Annotated in this window: 11 protein-coding genes; 5 read left to right on the top strand and 6 right to left on the bottom strand. The window is 70.2% G+C overall.

What is annotated here, in order from left to right:
* Window position 1: 1 nt before the first annotated feature.
* Window positions 2–664, bottom strand: coding sequence for a snapalysin (snpA, locus tag IOD14_RS00525; RefSeq protein WP_123990469.1), 663 nt, complete (start codon window positions 662–664; stop codon window positions 2–4).
* 149 nt (window positions 665–813) lie between these two features.
* Here snpA and IOD14_RS00520 point away from each other — a divergent pair, with 149 nt between their 5' ends.
* The gene (locus IOD14_RS00520; RefSeq protein ID WP_123990468.1) at window positions 814–1764 is read left to right on the top strand and encodes a LysR family transcriptional regulator; all 951 of its coding nucleotides are present in this window, start codon (window positions 814–816) and stop codon (window positions 1762–1764) included.
* A gap of 257 nt (window positions 1765–2021) precedes the next feature.
* On the opposite strand, the gene IOD14_RS00515 is transcribed toward IOD14_RS00520, so the two are convergent.
* Entirely contained in the window at window positions 2022–4079 is a 2058-nt protein-coding gene (locus IOD14_RS00515) for a PhoX family protein (RefSeq protein WP_123990467.1), read from the bottom strand.
* Window positions 4080–4351: 272 nt separating this feature from the next.
* Here IOD14_RS00515 and IOD14_RS00510 point away from each other — a divergent pair, with 272 nt between their 5' ends.
* The 3 genes from IOD14_RS00510 (at window position 4352) to IOD14_RS00500 (ending at window position 8262) form a co-directional block, all read left to right on the top strand.
* Window positions 4352–5860, top strand: coding sequence for a VWA domain-containing protein (locus IOD14_RS00510; RefSeq protein ID WP_212669382.1), 1509 nt, complete (start codon window positions 4352–4354; stop codon window positions 5858–5860).
* Between the two features lie 132 nt (window positions 5861–5992).
* Entirely contained in the window at window positions 5993–7708 is a 1716-nt protein-coding gene (gene metG / locus IOD14_RS00505; protein WP_212669377.1) for a methionine--tRNA ligase, read from the top strand.
* A 77-nt stretch (window positions 7709–7785) separates the two neighbouring features.
* Complete coding sequence (locus IOD14_RS00500) at window positions 7786–8262, top strand: hypothetical protein (protein WP_123990464.1); 477 nt, start codon at window positions 7786–7788, stop codon at window positions 8260–8262.
* Between the two features lie 10 nt (window positions 8263–8272).
* Here the strand turns inward: IOD14_RS00500 and IOD14_RS00495 are convergent, their stop codons facing one another.
* Entirely contained in the window at window positions 8273–9625 is a 1353-nt protein-coding gene (locus IOD14_RS00495; RefSeq protein WP_123990463.1) for a polysaccharide lyase family 1 protein, read from the bottom strand.
* Window positions 9626–9844: 219 nt separating this feature from the next.
* Between IOD14_RS00495 and IOD14_RS00490 the strand changes: the two genes are divergently transcribed.
* Window positions 9845–13054, top strand: coding sequence for a VCBS repeat-containing protein (locus IOD14_RS00490; RefSeq protein ID WP_212669375.1), 3210 nt, complete (start codon window positions 9845–9847; stop codon window positions 13052–13054).
* Between the two features lie 84 nt (window positions 13055–13138).
* Here the strand turns inward: IOD14_RS00490 and IOD14_RS00485 are convergent, their stop codons facing one another.
* From IOD14_RS00485 to aspS, 3 genes are all read right to left on the bottom strand, one after another.
* Entirely contained in the window at window positions 13139–14098 is a 960-nt protein-coding gene (locus IOD14_RS00485) for a dioxygenase (RefSeq protein ID WP_123990461.1), read from the bottom strand.
* An 83-nt stretch (window positions 14099–14181) separates the two neighbouring features.
* Window positions 14182–15078: an intradiol ring-cleavage dioxygenase gene (locus IOD14_RS00480; protein WP_212669374.1), complete on the bottom strand. Its 897-nt coding sequence runs from the start codon at window positions 15076–15078 to the stop codon at window positions 14182–14184.
* A gap of 110 nt (window positions 15079–15188) precedes the next feature.
* Complete coding sequence (gene aspS / locus IOD14_RS00475) at window positions 15189–16952, bottom strand: aspartate--tRNA ligase (RefSeq protein ID WP_123990459.1); 1764 nt, start codon at window positions 16950–16952, stop codon at window positions 15189–15191.
* Between the last annotated feature and the right edge of the window lie 66 nt (window positions 16953–17018).

Below are 17018 nucleotides of genomic sequence, written 5' to 3'. Positions count from 1 at the left end.
GTCAGCGGTCGGACTTGTGCAGGGCCTTGTCCATGGCCGCGGCCAGGCCGTTGGCCCACAGCTGGTTCACCCGGCTGCGCTCGGCGGAGTTCGGGACGGCGTTGGTGCAGGACGTGCCGGGGCCGCCGCCCGACATCAGCTCACTGCACGGCCCGGAGTAGTGGTCCGGCAGACCCAGCACATGGCCGGTCTCGTGCGCGGTGACACGGGTGGAGTCGTACTGCTGGTTCTGCCGGTAGTCCAGGAAGACGTAGCCCCTGCCGTGGCCGTCGGTCGAGGCGAACGAACCGCGCGAGTCGTTGCCCTCGCGGTAGGAGAAGTCGGCGCTCGCCGCCGACCCCGCCTGGAGTCTGACGTTGGACACCGAGCTGTTCCATATCTGGGTGCTGCGGGATATCTGGGCGCTGAACGTGGGGGCGCGGGAGGCGTCGTAGACGACGGTGACGGCCGCGGCGGCGGTCGGGTTCGCGGCCCGCTTCTCGGCCACGGACCTCAGGACGGCCTGGAAGAAGGCGGCGCTGGTGTCCGTCGTCGTGGTCGCGGTGTAGCCGGCCCGGGGTGCCTGGTCCGGCGCCGCCGTCGCGGGAACGGCCGCCGCGGGAACGGCCGTTGCCAGGCCAAGGGCCACCGCTGCGACGGTGAGGGCACAGGTGTGCTTGCGCATCGAGACTCCTTGGTGGGGGGTGAGTCGTCGATGCGAGTGTCGGTGCCTGTGCGTCGGCTGTGATGATGCCAACCGGCGATAGCCCGGCCCTATCACCGGAGTTCGGCACCTCTGGTGCAACCCCTGCCCCCGCCTTACGCTCCGATCGCATGGACCTTGAGGTGAGACACCTCCGCGCGGTGGTGGCCATAGCCGAGACCGGCAGCCTGCACCAGGCCGCCCGTCACCTGGGCGTCGCCCAGCCGTCGTTGAGCACCCAGCTGCGCCGGATCGAACAGGCCCTGGGCGGCGCGCTGTTCGTGCGCACGCGTTCCGGCTGCCGCCCCACCCCGCTGGGCCGGCTGGTCCTCAGCCGGGCCCGCCCCCTGCTGGCCGAGATGCGCTCCCTGGTCGCCGACGCCCGCGCGGCCGCGACGGGCGGCCCGCAACTGCGCGTCGGCTCCACCGCGAGCCGGGCCCTGTCGGGCTGGCTGCGCCGGCTGCGCGCCCGCGGCCAGGACCCCACCCTCCACATGAACGTCTCCCCCAACGCCCTGCTGCACATGGTCGCCGACGGCCAGCTCGACGTGGCCTTCGTGCACGAGGTGGAGGGCTGCCCGCTGCGCATCCCGCGAGAGCTGTGCCTGCGGGTCCTGGTCGAACGCGAGCCGCAGTTCGTGTCGTTGCCCGCCGACCATCCGGCGACCGCGAAACCCGTGGTCGACCTGGTCGACCTGGCCGGGGACCGCTGGATGATCGACCCGACGGTCGACGGCGAATGGGACGCCGTGCAGCGGATGTTCCGCGCGGCGGGCGTCAACCCCGTGGTCCTGCACGGCGATTACCACACGGCCGACGCCCTGGTCGCGACCGGTGAGGTCGTCACCGTCTGCCAGCCGACGCGCGTGCCCCGCCCCGACATGGCGGTACGGCGCCTCCAGGGCGACCCGCTCGGCGTGCGGCTCCTCCTCGCGGCCCGCACCGAGACCGACCTGGACGGGGTCCGTCCCGCACTGGAGGAGGCGTACTGGGAGAGCGCGCGACAGGCACCGGCGTACCGGGAATGGCTGGAAGAGGACGAGCGCCACGAGAGACGCCCGACGGTTCCGGCCATTCCCTGACGGGCGACGCCGTGCGGGGGCTCGCACGCCGACGCCCTGCCGGGCTCAGACGCCGAACTCGCCGGGCTTCAGACATCGACGCCCTGACGGACTCAGATGCCGACAACCTGCCGCGCGCAGACGCCGAACCCGCCGGGGTTCGGACGCCGACGCCCTGACGGACTCAGACGCCGAACCCGCCCGACCTCAGACGCCGACAACCTGCCGCGCCCAGACGCCGAACCCGCCGGGGCCCACACGCCGACGCCCTGCCCGGCTCAGACGCCGATGTCGCAGCCGTCCTTGCGCCACACCGCCACGACCGCGGGACGCACGATCTTTCCCGGTCCGTCCGGCCAGGTGCTCGCGGGCTGCTCCACCGTCGCTCCGCTGATCTCCCCCGGATGCTGCACGGCCACCAGCACGCGCCGGTCCTGGACCAGCGGACCGCAGGTCTCCGCTCCGGTCGGCACGGTCAGGAACTGCTTGAGCTCGCCCCGCCGCTCACCCTTGGTGGCGACACCGAACAGTCCGTCGTGCGAACCGAGCTGGTTGCCGTCCGTGGAGATCCACAGGTTGCCGTGCGGGTCGAAGGCCACGTTGTCGGGGCAGGAGATGGGGCTGACGTGGTCCTTCGGGAACCCGGCGAAATAGGTGGCCGGGTCCTCCGGGTCACCGGCGACGAGGAACAGCGTCCACGCGAACCTCGTGCTGTCGGCCCGGTTCCACCGCTCGGTGAGCTCCAGGATGTGCCCGTGCTTGTTGGCGCTGCGCGGGTTGGCCTCGTCGGCGGCGGCGTTCGCCCCGACACCGCGGTTGGTGTTGTTGGTGAGCGCGACGTACACCTTGCCCGAGTGCGGGTTGGGCTCGATGTCCTCGGGCCGGTCCATCTTGGTCGCGCCGACCTTGTCCCCGGCGAGCCGCGTGAAGACGCACACCTCCTCGGCGGTCATGCCCTCGACGTGCGACACGGCACCCTTCGCCGTGGCGGTGACCAGCGGGATCCACTCCCCGCTGCCGTCGAACTCCCCGTCGGCGGGCAGCTTCCCGGTCCCGTCGATCTCGAGGGCGGGGGAGTCACCGGTGAGCCGGGCGACGTACAGGGTGCCCTCGTCGAGCAGCGAGAGGTTGTGCTCCCGCACGGCCCGCGAGGTCCCGTGCTTCATCCGCTTGCTGCCGACGAACTTGTAGAAGTAGTCGAACCGCTCGTCGTCCCCCGAGTACACGACCGGCCGCCCGTCGTGCGTCAGCCGCACGGTGGCGCCCTCGTGCTTGAACCGGCCGAGCGCGGTGTGCTTGCGGGGCGCGGAGGACGGGTCGTACGGGTCGAGCTCGACGACGTACCCGAAGCGGTGCACCTCGTTGGGCTCCTGGGCGACGTCGAACCGCTTGTCGAACCTCTCCCACTTGCGCTCGCTCGCCCCCGTCCCGATCCCGTACCGCTTGTCGGTGGCCCGGCTCGCGCCCGCGAAGTACTGGTTGAAGTTCTCCTCGCCGTGGAGGGTGGTCCCCCACGGGGTCGTGCCGCCGGAGCAGTTGTTGAGCGTGCCCAGCACCTTGCGGCCGGTCGGGTCGGCGGAGGTCTTCAGCAGGTCGGAGCCGGCAGCGGGGCCGGTCAGCCGGAACGCGGTGGTGGCGGTGACACGCCGGTTGAGGTGGTGCCGGGGTACGACGGTGAGCGCGCCGTTCTTCTTGTTCTCCTCCACGACGACGGCGGACAGCCCGTGCGCCGCCCAGGCGATCTCGACCTGCTCACGGGTGGGGTTCGCGGCGTCGTAGCCGCGGAACATGAGCACCTCGTCGGTGTACTCGTGGTTGGCGACGAGCACCTGCCGACCGCGCTCGCCCGGGAGGGGCAGCAGCGCGAGGAAGTCGTTGTTGTACCCGAACTGGCCGGCCTGGGCGGCGGCGGTCTGCTTCTCCGGGTCGAAGGCGGGGGCGCCGCGCAGGATGGGCTCGCCCCAGCGGACGACGACGTTCTGCGCGTAGCCGGCGGGGATGGTCACGGTGTCGGCGGTGTTCGGCGCGACGGGGGTGAACCGGAGTCCGCGGGCAGCCCTGCCCCCGGGTTTCCGCCCGGCCGGGGCCTGCGGGGCGGCCTCGGCCGACGGGGCCGCGACGACGGTCCCCGCGGTACCGGCCGCGGCCGCGACGGTCACGACGGCGGCGGCGCGCATCATCGAGCGGCGGCTGAGCGCGGTGGCGATCACATCACCGACGTACGGGTTGGAGGAGGTGTTGGGCGCCGGGTGGAAACAGGCGTCACCGCAGCGGAAACGGCAGGTCAGGGCGGACCGCCCATGGGTGGTGTTGATCAACGGCAGCTGTACGCGCACTTTTGCTCTCCCCTTGCTTCCCCTTGAAGCTCGCTTGACGGACGGTAGGTGCGCGTATGTGCGAGAGCGGGGCGGGGCGGTGAACGGTGGATGAACCCGGGATGGACGTAGGAGAGTTGAGGGCGCCCGCGGGTGAAGTCCGGAAGTAGGTCTTGACTGCGGGCGATCCCGTCACCCGCCCCTGCCCAAGATCGCAATCCGGGGCCGCTAACCTTACGTGTCCGTCCTGGCCAGGGATTGACGGGCTACAACTCATGCGAAGGGGTGCGCACATGGGCATTCTCACTCTCCTGCGGAACGCGTTCGGCGGCCGATCACGCAAGGGTGCTGCCACCGAGGCAGAGGGTGCGGAGACGACTCCTTCGCAGGAGACGGCACCGAAACTGCCCTCGCCGGCGCCCGAGCCGGCCCCGGTGACGGCCACCGTTCCGGAGCCGCGCACGTCCTCCGGCCTCACCGATTCCGAGCACGAACTGGTCGCGGCCGCGTTCGACAACGTGGCGGTCCCCAAGCAGTCGCCTCCGGCGGAGGACACGGGGACGGCCGAGCAGGCGCCGGTTGCCGAGGAGGCACCGGATCAGGAAAAGGACGTAGCGGAGTCGGCGGTGGCGGAAGAGAAGCCGTCGGTGACGGAGGAGGCCGCCCCAGAGGGGGAGCCGACGCCGGTGGTGGAGCCCGAGCCCAAGGTGGAAGCGGCCGCGGAGACCGCCCCCGAGCCGGAGCCGACCGTCGAGCCCGAGCCCGAGCCGGTGTCCGTCGAGGAGCCCCAGCCGGTGGCGGCCGAGCCGGTCGCCGAGGTCACCCCGGAACCGGAGCCGACCGCCGAGGAACCCGAGCCCGCGGCCGCGCAGCCGGAACCGGAGCCGACGACTGCCCAGGCGGCGGAGCCGGTCACCGAGACCGCTCCCGAGCCCGAGCCGGCCGCCGAGGTCGCCCCCGAGCCCGAGCCGGTCGCCGAGATCGCCCCCGAGCCTCAGCCCGAGCCGACCGCCGAGGAGCCGGAGCCTCAGCCGGAGCCGCAGCCCGAGACCGCCGCGCAGCCGGAACCGGTCGCCGCGGCCGCCGGCGGTGAGGACGCCCCGCAGGTGGCACCCGCCGCCGACGAAACCGCAGGTGGGAACGACGAGCCGGCCGAAGGCCGGTCGGTGACGGTACCCGCCACCCTCCGCACCGCGTACGACGCCGCCGCCACCACCCTCTCCGCCCACGACCTCACCGGCACCACCGCGAAGACGTACCTCGTCCTGGACCGCTCCGCGAGCATGCGCCCGTACTACAAGGACGGCTCCGCCCAGGCCCTCGGTGAGCAGACCCTCGCGCTCGCCGCCCACCTGGACCCCGAGTCCACGGTGCACGTCGTCTTCTTCTCCACCGAACTCGACGGCACCGGCGAGCTCACCCTCACCGACCACGAGAACAAGATCGACGACCTCCACGCCGGCCTCGGCCGCATGGGCCGTACCAGCTACCACGCGGCCGTCGAGGAAGTCCTCGCACACCACACCAAGAACTCCCCCGACGTCCCCGCCCTGGTCGTCTTCCAGACCGACGGCGCCCCGGACGCGAAGACCCCCGCCACCCAGGCCCTCACGGAGGCGGCGAAGACCCACCCCGCCGTCTTCTTCTCCTTCGTGGCCTTCGGCGACCCGGAGAACAAGGCCTTCGACTACCTCCGCAAGCTCAAGCTCCCCAACACGTCCCACTTCCTCGCGGGCGAGACCCCGAAGGAACTCACGGACACGGAGATCTACCAGGGCATCCTGGCGAACTGGCGCCCGTGACGCCGTAGCACCACCCCTGAGGCCGCCCCTTCCCACCCTCAAAACGGGAAGCGGGCGGCCCACCCATGTCGGATACGATTTCAAGACTCGCAAAGCGACTCACCCGCACGACCAACCTGGGAGCAGCCCCCGATGGCTCGACACCTCATCACCAGCGCCCTTCCGTACATCAACGGGATCAAGCACCTGGGCAACATGGTGGGGTCCATGCTCCCGGCGGACGTGTACTCCCGCTACCTGCGCCAGCGTGGCCACGACGTGCTCTACATCTGCGCGACGGACGAGCACGGCACCCCGGCGGAGCTGGCCGCGAAGGAGCAGGGGCTGCCGGTCGACGAGTTCTGCGCGCAGGCGCACGACGCGCAGAAGGCGGTCTACGACGGCTTCGCGCTGGCCTTCGACTACTTCGGCCGCAGTTCCTCGCAGCAGAACGTCGAGATCACCCAGCACTTCGCCCGCCGCCTCAACGAGAACGGGTTCATCGAGGAGCGGGCGATCCGCCAGGTGTACTCCCCGACCGACGGCCGCTTCCTCCCGGACCGCTATGTCGAGGGCACCTGCCCCCACTGCGGCTACGACAAGGCCCGCGGCGACCAGTGCGAGAACTGCACCCGGGTCCTCGACCCCACCGACCTGATCAACCCGCGCTCGGCGATCTCCGGCTCCACCGACCTGGAGGTCCGCGAGACCAAGCACCTCTTCCTGCTGCAGTCCAAGCTCCAGCACGAGGTCGAGGAGTGGGTCTCCCGCCACGAGGACGACTGGCCGCAGCTGGCCTCCTCCATCGCCCGCAAGTGGCTGAACGAAGGCCTCCACGACCGCGCCATCACCCGTGACCTGGACTGGGGCGTGCCGGTCCCGTCCGACACCTGGCCGGAGCTCGCGGCGGAGGGCAAGGTCTTCTACGTCTGGTTCGACGCCCCGATCGAGTACATCGGCGCGACGAAGGAGTGGGCAGACCTGGACCCGGAGAACCGGGACTGGAAGTCCTGGTGGTACGACGTCGACACCGACGTCCGCTACACCGAGTTCATGGCGAAGGACAACGTCCCCTTCCACACGGTGATGTTCCCGGCCACCGAGCTGGGCGTGCGCGAGCCGTGGAAGAAGGTCGACTACGTCAAGGCCTTCAACTGGCTGACGTACTACGGCGGTAAGTTCTCCACGAGCCAGAAGCGGGGCGTGTTCACGGACCAGGCCCTCGATATCCTCCCCGCCGACTACTGGCGCTACTTCCTCATCGCGAACGCCCCCGAGTCGGACGACTCGTCCTTCACCTGGGAACACTTCACGGCGACCGTGAACAAGGACCTCGCCGACACCCTCGGCAACTTCGTCAACCGCGTCCTGTCGTTCTCGAAGAAGCGCTTCGGCGAGGAGGTCCCGGCGGGCGGTGAGCCGGGCCCGGCGGAGGCGAAGCTGGGCGAGGAGATCGCCCGGCTGCTCGCCGAGTACGAGCAGCAGATGGAGGCCCTCCAGTTCCGCAAGGCCGCGGCCGCCCTGCGCGCCCTGTGGTCGGCCGGCAACTCCTACCTGGAGGAGAAGGCCCCCTGGCTGGAGATCAAGACGGACAAGGACGGCGCGGCCCTCACCCTGCGCACGGCGATGAACCTGATCCACCTCTACGCGGTGGTCTCGGAGCCCTTCATCCCGGCGACCTCGGCCGCCATGCGCCAGGCCTTCGCCCTGCCCTCCGACACCGCCGGCTGGATCACCGCCGACGAGGCCCGCACCCTCACCGCCCTCACCCCCGGCATCCCCTTCACGGTCCCCCCGGTCCTCTTCGCCAAGCTGACGGACGAGGACCTGGAGACGTACAAGGAGCGCTTCGGCGGCTCCCCGGAGTAGCGCCGCAGCGGTTTCCGGTCAGTCCGGATACCGACCCGGGCATCGCCGTGTCCCCGCCAAGCCGTATGGTTTGCGCCATGGCAGTGCCCGGGGTCATTCCTGTCGCCTACGAGCCGAGGCACCGCACCGAGACGATCGGGCGGTACGCGGATGGTCAGTTCCTGGCGTCGATCACGTACGCCTTCCCCGAGGGGTTCCACCTCGAGGAGGGTTGGGAAGAGCAGAAGCGCCTGTACGCGGTCCTGCACACCTTCGACGCGGACGGCAATTACCGCGACTCGGACATCTGGTGCGCCGGCACATGGGCGGAGCAGAAGCGCGACCCCGAGGGCGACGCCTCGCCCCTGACCCGTGCCCAGGTCCACCGGGCGACCCTGCTCCGCAGCCTTCCGCGCCGCTCCTACACGGACATCGCGATCCGCCCCTTCAGCGTGACCCACGAGGGTGTCCGCTTCGGGCTGGTGATCCGCGAGGACGAGGGCGAGCAGTGGGCGGAGCTCTACCCGGACCGCCTCGCCTTCGCGGAACCGTGGGACGGGACCTACGACACGTGAGCCGGGCGGGCTAGGACAGCACTCCGGCGCCCGTCGTCCTCGCCAGCGTCGTCGGCAGGTTCTTCACCGCGGAGGCCGAGGTCTCCAGGCCCGCGGTCAGGGTCGGCGTCCAGTTCACCGTCGTCCTCAGGTCCTTCGAGGACGCGGCGTTGTAGGCGGCCACGAGGTCCGTCGCGGTGCCGTTGACCAGGTTGCCGCTGCCCTTGATCGCGCCCGTGCCGTCGCCGGACAGCAGCTTGGAGACCTTCACGGAGGACGGCACCTTCCAGTAGTTGTTCGCGGCGACGACCTGGGCCTTGGCGCGCGCGTTGATGCTGTACTGCACCGCGTAGCCGTTCAGCGGCGTGACGTCGTAGTAGTTGTTGTAGATGTCGATCTGGCCGACCCGGGACAGCGGGGCCCGCTGGACGATGCCCTTCCACACGTTGTGGTGGATCGAGACCCGCAGCTTGCCGCTCGGCTCGCTGTCGCTGCTGCCGATCAGCATCGTCTTGTCGTGGTCGGTGAACTGGTTGCGGGAGACGGTCACCAGGTCGGAGCTCTTGGTGATGTCCAGCGACCCGTCGTGGATCTGGTACTCACGGCCGTAGTACTTCGGGTTCGCGGAGTCCAGGTGCGGTGCGTCCGTGAACGTGTTGTGGTCGGCCCAGACGTGGGTCGCGCCGCGCAGGGTCACGGAGTCGTAGTTGGAGTTCCAGTTGCCGTCGGCGCCGTCGGTCGGGTCCCACTGCGGGAAGCAGTCCTCGGTGGCGGCGAAGGTGAGATTGCGGACGATGACGTTGTCCACGTTCTGGATCTGGAGCATGCCGCCGGAGATGCCGGCCTTCGTGCCGGGCACGCCCACGATCGTGGTGTTCGCCGGCACCTTGAGGACGATGTTCGCGGCCTGCTTCTTCTGCGCGGCGGCCCGTGCCTTCTCCTGCGTGCCCGACGGCAGCTTCGAGCGGCCGTAGGTCGCGGGGTCGTACGCCTTCAGGTACGACGTGAGCGCATAGCCGGTCCCCGACGCGTAGTGCGCGCAGGTCAGCTTCTTGCCGGAGTCATCCGTGTTGGCGTCGATCGTGCCCTTGACCTTGATGATCCGCGGGGTGGTGTCGGTCGCCGAGCCCAGCGCCTTCACGAGCTGCGCCCGGGTGGAGACGGTGAAGGTGTGCGCCGCGTCGGCCTTGGTGCCGCCGGTCGTGCCCGTACCGGAGGAGGCCCAGCCGTCCTTCGCGGCGAGCGTCTGGTGGTACAGGTCCACGGCCTGGGCGTTCGCGTTCATCACGACGGCGCCCGCACCGACGCCCGCGGCCACCACGGCGGCGGAGACGATCAGGGTGCGGCGCTTGCGGAGGGACCGGCGGTGGGAGGCAGAGGCCACGGGGATTCCTTACGAGCGGGGGTGGGACATGTGCGGTTCGTGAAGCGCCGGTGAAGGCACTTCCGTCCTCAAGTGGCCGCCCGGATCAAGGGGGTTGCCGCAGCGGGGAAGAAAATTCCCGGAGCCCCTCCATCACCCCTTCCGCCTCTCCTTACCCGCCCTTCACTCGTCTCTTACCTGCATATAAGGTTTGCTGACTCATTAGGGAAGGACCCTCAGTTGGGCAGACACGCCCCGAGACGAGCGGGCCGTGCCACGCTCGTCTCCGCCCTGGCCGTAGCGGTGGCGGCAGGCTCGATCACCCTGTTCTCCAGCACCGAGGACACCGGCGCGCAGGCGGCGACCACCGCCGCGGCCGGCACCACCGAGATCGTCCTGGACGATCCCCGCAGCGACACCCCCCGCACCGACCGCCTGCTCGCCGCGGGCGCGACCGGCTTTCTGCACCGCCGGTCGGGGGTCGCCGGCCTCCTGTGGACCGGCTACGAGGACGGCGTCACCCTCCCCGTCGAGGGCCCGACCGGGGTCTACCAGCCGACCACCACCAGCTGCTACGACATCAACACGCGCTGCGCCTCGGGCGTGTTCGGGCAGGCCGCCGACACCGTGGCGCTGCCCCACCGCACCTACGGCGACCCGGTGTCGCTGTGGCGCCCGGGCGGCGGCGCCCTCAGGACCGTGGACCTCAGCCAGTCCGCCACCCGCGTGGGCACGTACGGCGAGACGACCGTCACCATCGAGTGGAACGGCGTCGTCGACGGCCAGGAGCTGGACGGCTATGTGCTGCACCTCGTCGACCTCGTCGACGGCCGGCAGCGCGACCGCGTGGTCTCCGGGCTGCCCGCCGACGGCACCTGGGAGGGGAACCAGGGGCGCACCGGCGACGCGAAGGGCGCCCTGCTGACCTACCCGGTCCGCGACGAGAACGGCGACTTCACGTCGTACACCGTCGGCTACCTCGACTTCGCCACCGCCGAGCTGACCCCCGCCTTCACCGGTCTGTCCCGGGAGACGGTGCCGGAGGTCGTGCTCGACGAGGACCGCGTCGGCTGGTACACCGAGGCCTCCGGCCTGCACCTCAAGCCCCGCGCCGATCTCGGCGCCGCGGAGACGACCCCGGTGACCGGCGAGGACCTGCCCGGCACCCCGGTGCCCGTCCTGGCCGGCGACTGGCTGGTCCTCGCCACGAACGGCGGCTCGGTCCGCGCCCTCTCCCTGACCGACGGCACCTCGAAGACCCTGCTGAGCCGGTCCTACGGCACTCCCCTGGCCGCACCCGACGACACCGCGCTCGTCACCGGTGGCACCGGCGCCGCCGACTGGTGGGTCCAGCGGGTCGTCGCGGGTGCGGACGGCACCCCGCGGCTGGAGAAGGTCACCAAGGTTCCCCCGCTGGAGAACGCCAAGACGGGCGTCGCCCTGAGCCGGGGCAGTCTGCGGGTGGCGGAGGACAGCTCCACGAGCTCCATGGACACCACCTCGGTGCGCACCCTCACCACCGACGGCAGCACCACGCTGACCGCCTCCGCGGCCACGGACGGCGACTCGATCTCCGCGAAGTGCCCCTACCCGGGCACCACCTGCTCCGCCCTGTGGGGCAACAGCGTCACGGACCCCGAGGACGTCTTCCTCAACACGTTCGCCGACGTCAACGAGGGCGGCAGCGGCCTGGAGAACGCCGACCAGCTGGTCGCCGTCCACGACGGCTGGTCCAACTACACGCTGACGTACGGCACCCAGGGCGGCGCGATCGTCGACGTCTCCGACAACTACGCCGTCTACAACTCGGGCGGCACGACGCCGACGCAGTACATCGGCGAGTTCGGCTACGGCGATCCGCTCAAGCGCTCGGTCCGCGCCGCCGCGCTGAACGGGTCCGTCCTGTGGAGCGCGACGACCACCGCGGGCAGGCTCACCTCGTACAGCCTGACCACGAGGAAGACCCTCTCGACGGTCGACGTCCCGGGCCTCGGCTGTGTGCCGAGCGAGCTCCAGGCGGCCGGCCGCTGGGTGTACTGGTCCTGCGCCGACGCCTCGGCGGGCGTCTACGACAGCAAGGCCGCCACGTCGGTCGCGGTCACCCCCGGTGACGTCCTGCTCGGTGACGGCTTCACCGTCCGCCACGACCACGAGGCCGACCGGCTGGTCCTGACGGACACGACGACCGGTGCCGGCCGCGTGGTCGCCTCCGGGCTGCCCGACTCGGGGCTCGCCGTGGACCGCCGTTTCCGGTGGACGGTCGACGAGTACACGGGCCTGGTCGCCTGGTTCGACACGTTCGAGCAGACGCATGTGGCGACCACCGGTGTCGCTCCGTCCGCGGTGACGGCGTTCCGCACGGAGACCGAGGGCTATGTGGAGCCCGGCTCCGCGTCGGCGTGGACCGGCCGGTGGGAGCTGTCCCGTCCGGTCACCTCCTGGTCCCTGACCTTCACCTCGGAGCAGAGCGGCGCGACCGGAAGGGCCACCCGCACGCTCACCGGCGGCGCCGCGTCCGCCGAGGTGACGGCCACCTGGAACGGCAAGACGTCGAGCGGGATCCCCTTCCCCAACGGCGAGTTCACCTGGACGCTGAAGGCGACCGGCCTGGGCACGACCGCCCCGGTCACGGTGACGGGCGGCTCGGGCTACCTGCTGCACGGCTCGGCGGTCCGCCACGACTTCGTCAGCCCCGACGGCCCGGACGGCCGCGGCGACCTGCTCACCCTCAACTCCTCCGGCGGCCTGACCTTCCAGGGCGGCACCGGCACGGGCAGATTCAGCGAGAAGGTCAGCGCCGGCGGCTGGCCCACCACCATCAGGGCGATCCCCTTCGGCGACCTGAGCGGCGACCGCTGCAACGACGTCCTGGTCCGCCTCAGCAGCGGCGCCCTGCGCCTGTACAAGCCGGGCTGCGGGTCGGCGGTCAAGCCGTCGACGTCGTACACCTCTCTCGGCACCAGCGGCTGGAACCAGTACGACGTCCTGACCTCGCCGGGCGACATCAGCGGCGACGGCCGACCGGACCTGATCGCGCGAGCGGCGTCCACCGGCACGGTCTACCTGTACAAGGGCACCAGCACCGGCAAGCTCTCCGCGCGCGTGAAGCTCTACGACAACTGGAAGGGCTACAAGAAGATCGTCGGCGCCGGCGACCTCAACGGCGACGGCCACGGCGACCTGCTCGCCCAGGACACGTCCAACACCCTCTACCGCTACGACGGCACCGGCACCGGCGCCTTCAAGGCCCGCGTGAAGCTCTTCACCAACTGGGGCGGCTCCTACAACGCCGTCGTAGGCGTCGGCGACATCACCGACGACGGCAGGACGGACCTGATCTCCCGCGACACCGGCGGCACCCTGTGGCGCAACAACGGTGACGGCAAGGGGTCGTTCGGGGGCCGGGCGAAGATCTCGACCGGGTGGCAGGGTTACAAGTTCCTTTCCTAGCCATCCCTGTCCTCGACAGGGGACGGACGACACGGAGGCCCGGGACCGTTGCGGTCCCGGGCCTCCGTGTCGTCCGCGCTGGATCTAGATCGACGTACCGTCGTTCGTCGCGTCCGGGGCCACGCCCATCGTGATCGAGCCGATGACGCCCTTGGCGATGTTCTTCTTGTTGTACTTCAGCTTGAGCAGGCCGCCGGTGGTGCCGCTCTGGTCGTAGATCGTGTCCTCGGTGAGCGTGGTGCGCTCGGTGGTGCTGGTGGAGTACGGCTCGACCTCGGCGGAGGCCAGGACGGACTCCTCGTCGAAGAAGAACTGGCCGGTGTGGCAGGTGTGCCCGCCCTCGTAGCCGGCGTCGGTCCACTCACCGTCCACGTGCACCTTGGTGTGGATGTGGACGGTGCGGCCCCGGTACCAGCCCGGGAAGATCGTCCTGAAGGTGACCTGGCCGTGCTTGTCGGTCCTCCAGGTGCCGCGCAGATAGCGCTCGTCGTCGGTGGGGTCCTGGTGGACGCCGCCACCGGTGCCTCCGGAGGGTGCCCCGGACGGCGGCTCTCCGGTGGGCGTGCCGCTCGGGGTGCCCGAGGGGGCGTCGGTCGGCGCGTCGGTCGGGGCGCCGCCACCTCCCGTCGACAGGCTCTCGTAGCCCGAGTAGATCCCGAGCGCGTCGCAGTGCCAGATGTCGACGGCGGCGTTGGCGATCGGCTTGCAGGTCTCGGAGTCGATCACCTTGAGGCTGAGGGTGAGCGGGATGCCCTCCTTGTCCTCGGTGATGTCCCGGCGGATCTTGTCGGCGTCGATGTAGTACGGCCCCTCGGTGGTCTCCGAGGTGAGCTTGTAGCAGGCCTCGCCGGCGGTGGAGGTGCTGCTCGCCGAGGCGGCCGTGCTCTTCTCGCCGGCGAAGGCACCCGACGCGGCGAGGGTGCCCGCCGCCCCCACCGCCACGGCCGCACCTGCTCCGGCCACGACGACCTTGCGCCGCGTCAGGTCCTTCTTGTGTTTCGGCCCGTTGTCCGTCTGCTGCTGTTCCGGCTGGTTTCCCGTCATGGACAGCGAAGGTAGGTAAGAAGCCTGTCCTCAGCGTGGGAGAGGACTGTGGCTTGCTGTGGTCGCCTTCGGACAGGGAATCCCTACGAACCGTCGTTCGTGGCCTCCGGGTCCACACCGACCGTGATCGACGCGTGGACGCCCTTCCCGATGTCGTCGTCGCGGTACCTCAGCTGGAGCAGACCGCCCGTGACACCGCTGCCGTCGTAGATCGTGTCCTCGTCGAGCGTGGTGCGCTCGGCGGTGTTGGACACGTACGGCTCCAGCTCCGCCGAGGCCAGGACGGACTCCTCGTCGAAGAAGAACTGGCCGGTGTGGCAGGTGTGCCCGCCCTCGTAGCCTGCGTCCGTCCACTCACCGTCCACATGCACCTTCGTGTGGATGTGGACGGTACGGCCCCGGTACCAGCCCGGGAAGACGGTCCGGAAACCGACACGGCCGTGCCGGTCGGTGCGCCAGGTGCCGCGCAGATAGCGGGTGTCGTCGGTGGGCTCCTGGTGGCCGCCGCCCGGGGGAGGGCCGGTGGGGAGGTCGGTCGGTGCGGCGGTGGGGGTGCCCGTGGGTGCGTCCGTGGGCGCCGGTCCGCCACCTCCGCCACCTCCGCCACCGCTGCCCATGTCCTCGTACCCGGAGTAGACGCCCACGGCGTCGCAGTGCCAGATGTCCACGGCAGCGTTCCGGATCGGTCTGCACGTCTCGGAGTCGATCACCCTGATGTCGAGGAGGAGCGGGATCCCTTCCCTGTCCTCGGTGACTTCCCGGCGGATCTTGTCGGCGTCGATGTAGTACGGCCCCTCGGTGGTCTCCGAGGTGAGCCGGTAGCAAGCCTCGGCCTCGCTCTGCGTGCCCTTGTCCTTCGCGGAGGCGTTCACCGCACCGGCGGCGCCCAGGCCCACCACCGCGACCGTGCCGGCCCCCACCGCGACGACCTTGCGGCGCGTCAACTTCCCTGTGCTGTCGGTCTCTTGAGTGTCCGTCATGTCCAAGGACCGTAGGACCCGCATTCCTGGCAGGAACATCGGAAAGAGCTGTGAAAAGCGAAGTGGCTCGGAACCGACGTCGGTTCCGAGCCACCTGTTGCTGCAGAGCCCTACTTCGGCTGCGGCTTGCGCACCGACAGGTGCAGCTCCCTCAGCCGGGCCTCCTCCAGCTCGGTCGGCGCGCCCATCATCAGGTCCTGGGCGTTGCCGTTGAGCGGGAAGGAGATGGTCTCGCGAATGTTGGGCTCGTCCGCGAGAAGCATGACGATCCGGTCGACACCGGGGGCGATGCCGCCGTGCGGCGGGGCGCCGAAGCGGAACGCGCGCAGCATGCCCGCGAACTTCTCCTCGACGGTCTCGCGGTCGTAGCCCGCGATCTCGAACGCCTTGAGCATGATCTCCGGCTCGTGGTTCCGGATCGCGCCGGAGGACAGCTCGACGCCGTTGCAGACGATGTCGTACTGCCAGCCCAGGATGTCCAGCGGGTCCTGGGTCTGAAGGGCCTCGAGGCCGCCCTGCGGCATGGAGAACGGGTTGTGCGAGAAGTCGATCGCGCCGGTCTCCTCGTCCTTCTCGTACATCGGGAAGTCGACGATCCAGCAGAACCGGAAGACGCCCTCCTCGAAGTGCCCGGCACGCTTCGCGGCCTCGACTCGCACCGCGCCCATGATCTTCGAGACCTCGTCGAACTCGCCCGCGCCGAAGAAGACGGCGTGACCGGCGGCCAGCGACAGGCGCTTGGTCAGCTCGGCGACGTTCTCCTCGGTGAGGAACTTCGCGATCGGGCCGGACAGCGAACCGTCCTCGGCCACGCGGACCCAGGCCAGGCCCTTGGCGCCCTGGGAGACGGCGAAGTCGCCGAGCTGGTCGAAGAACTTACGCGGCTGTGCGGAGACGTCCGGGACCGCGAGCGCCCGCACGTGCTTGCCGGCGAAGGCCTTGAACTCCGAGCCCTCGAAGACGTCGGTGATGTCGACGAGCTCCAGCTGAGCGCGCAGGTCCGGCTTGTCGGAGCCGTACTTCAGCATCGCCTCGCGGAACGGGATCCGCGGGAACGGCGAGGTGACGTGACGGCCGTTGCCGAACTCCTCGAACAGCTCGGTCATGAGCTGCTCGATCGGCTGGAAGACGTCCTCCTGCTCGACGAAGCTCATCTCGACGTCGAGCTGGTAGAACTCGCCCGGCGAGCGGTCCGCGCGCGCGTCCTCGTCACGGAAGCAGGGCGCGATCTGGAAGTACCGGTCGAAGCCGGAGATCATCAGCAGCTGCTTGAACTGCTGCGGCGCCTGCGGGAGGGCGTAGAACTTGCCGGGGTTCAGCCGCGAGGGGACCACGAAGTCACGGGCGCCCTCGGGGGAGGTCGCCGACAGGATCGGCGTGGCCATCTCGTTGAAGCCGAGGGCGACCATCTTCGAGCGGATCGAGGCGATCACCGACGACCGCAGCATGATGTTCTTGTGCATGCGCTCGCGGCGCAGGTCGAGGAAGCGGTACTCCAGGCGCCGCTCCTCGTTGACCCCGTCCTCGGTGTTGATCGTGAACGGCAGCGGGGCGGCCGCGCCGAGCAGCTCGACCTCGCCGACCTCGACCTCGACCTCACCGGTCGGCAGATCCGGGTTGACGTTCTCGGTGCCGCGGGAGACGACCTTGCCGTCGACGCGGACCGTGGACTCCTTGGTCAGCTTGTCGAGGGCCTCGTAGGAGGGCGTGCCGGGACGGGCGACCAGCTGCGTGATGCCGTAGTGGTCGCGCAGATCGATGAAGAGGATGCCGCCCAGGTCGCGCCGATTGTGCAGCCAGCCACTCAGTCGGACGTCGGTACCGACGTCAGAGGAGCGGAGCTCGCCGCAGGTGTGGGACCTGTACCGATGCATCGTCGTTCATCCAGCCTTCGCGGATCGGGGTGTGTTTCACGTGAAACTGAGCCCCAGCCTACCGGG

The organism is Streptomyces sp. A2-16, assembly GCF_018128905.1.
Classification (GTDB): Bacteria; Actinomycetota; Actinomycetes; order Streptomycetales; family Streptomycetaceae; genus Streptomyces.
This window is presented reverse-complemented; position numbering and strand designations above follow the sequence as displayed.

What these genes read in the sequence shown, in the direction of transcription:
- metG (WP_212669377.1), top strand. Translation starts at nt 5,993, where the DNA reads ATGGCTCGACACCTCATCACCAGCGCCCTTCCGTACATCAACGGGATC.
- IOD14_RS00510 (WP_212669382.1), top strand. Translation starts at nt 4,352, where the DNA reads ATGGGCATTCTCACTCTCCTGCGGAACGCGTTCGGCGGCCGATCACGC.
- IOD14_RS00500 (WP_123990464.1), top strand. Translation starts at nt 7,786, where the DNA reads ATGGCAGTGCCCGGGGTCATTCCTGTCGCCTACGAGCCGAGGCACCGC.
- IOD14_RS00485 (WP_123990461.1), bottom strand. Translation starts at nt 14,098, where the DNA reads ATGACGGGAAACCAGCCGGAACAGCAGCAGACGGACAACGGGCCGAAA.
- snpA (WP_123990469.1), bottom strand. Translation starts at nt 664, where the DNA reads ATGCGCAAGCACACCTGTGCCCTCACCGTCGCAGCGGTGGCCCTTGGC.
- IOD14_RS00480 (WP_212669374.1), bottom strand. Translation starts at nt 15,078, where the DNA reads ATGACGGACACTCAAGAGACCGACAGCACAGGGAAGTTGACGCGCCGC.
- IOD14_RS00520 (WP_123990468.1), top strand. Translation starts at nt 814, where the DNA reads ATGGACCTTGAGGTGAGACACCTCCGCGCGGTGGTGGCCATAGCCGAG.
- aspS (WP_123990459.1), bottom strand. Translation starts at nt 16,952, where the DNA reads ATGCATCGGTACAGGTCCCACACCTGCGGCGAGCTCCGCTCCTCTGAC.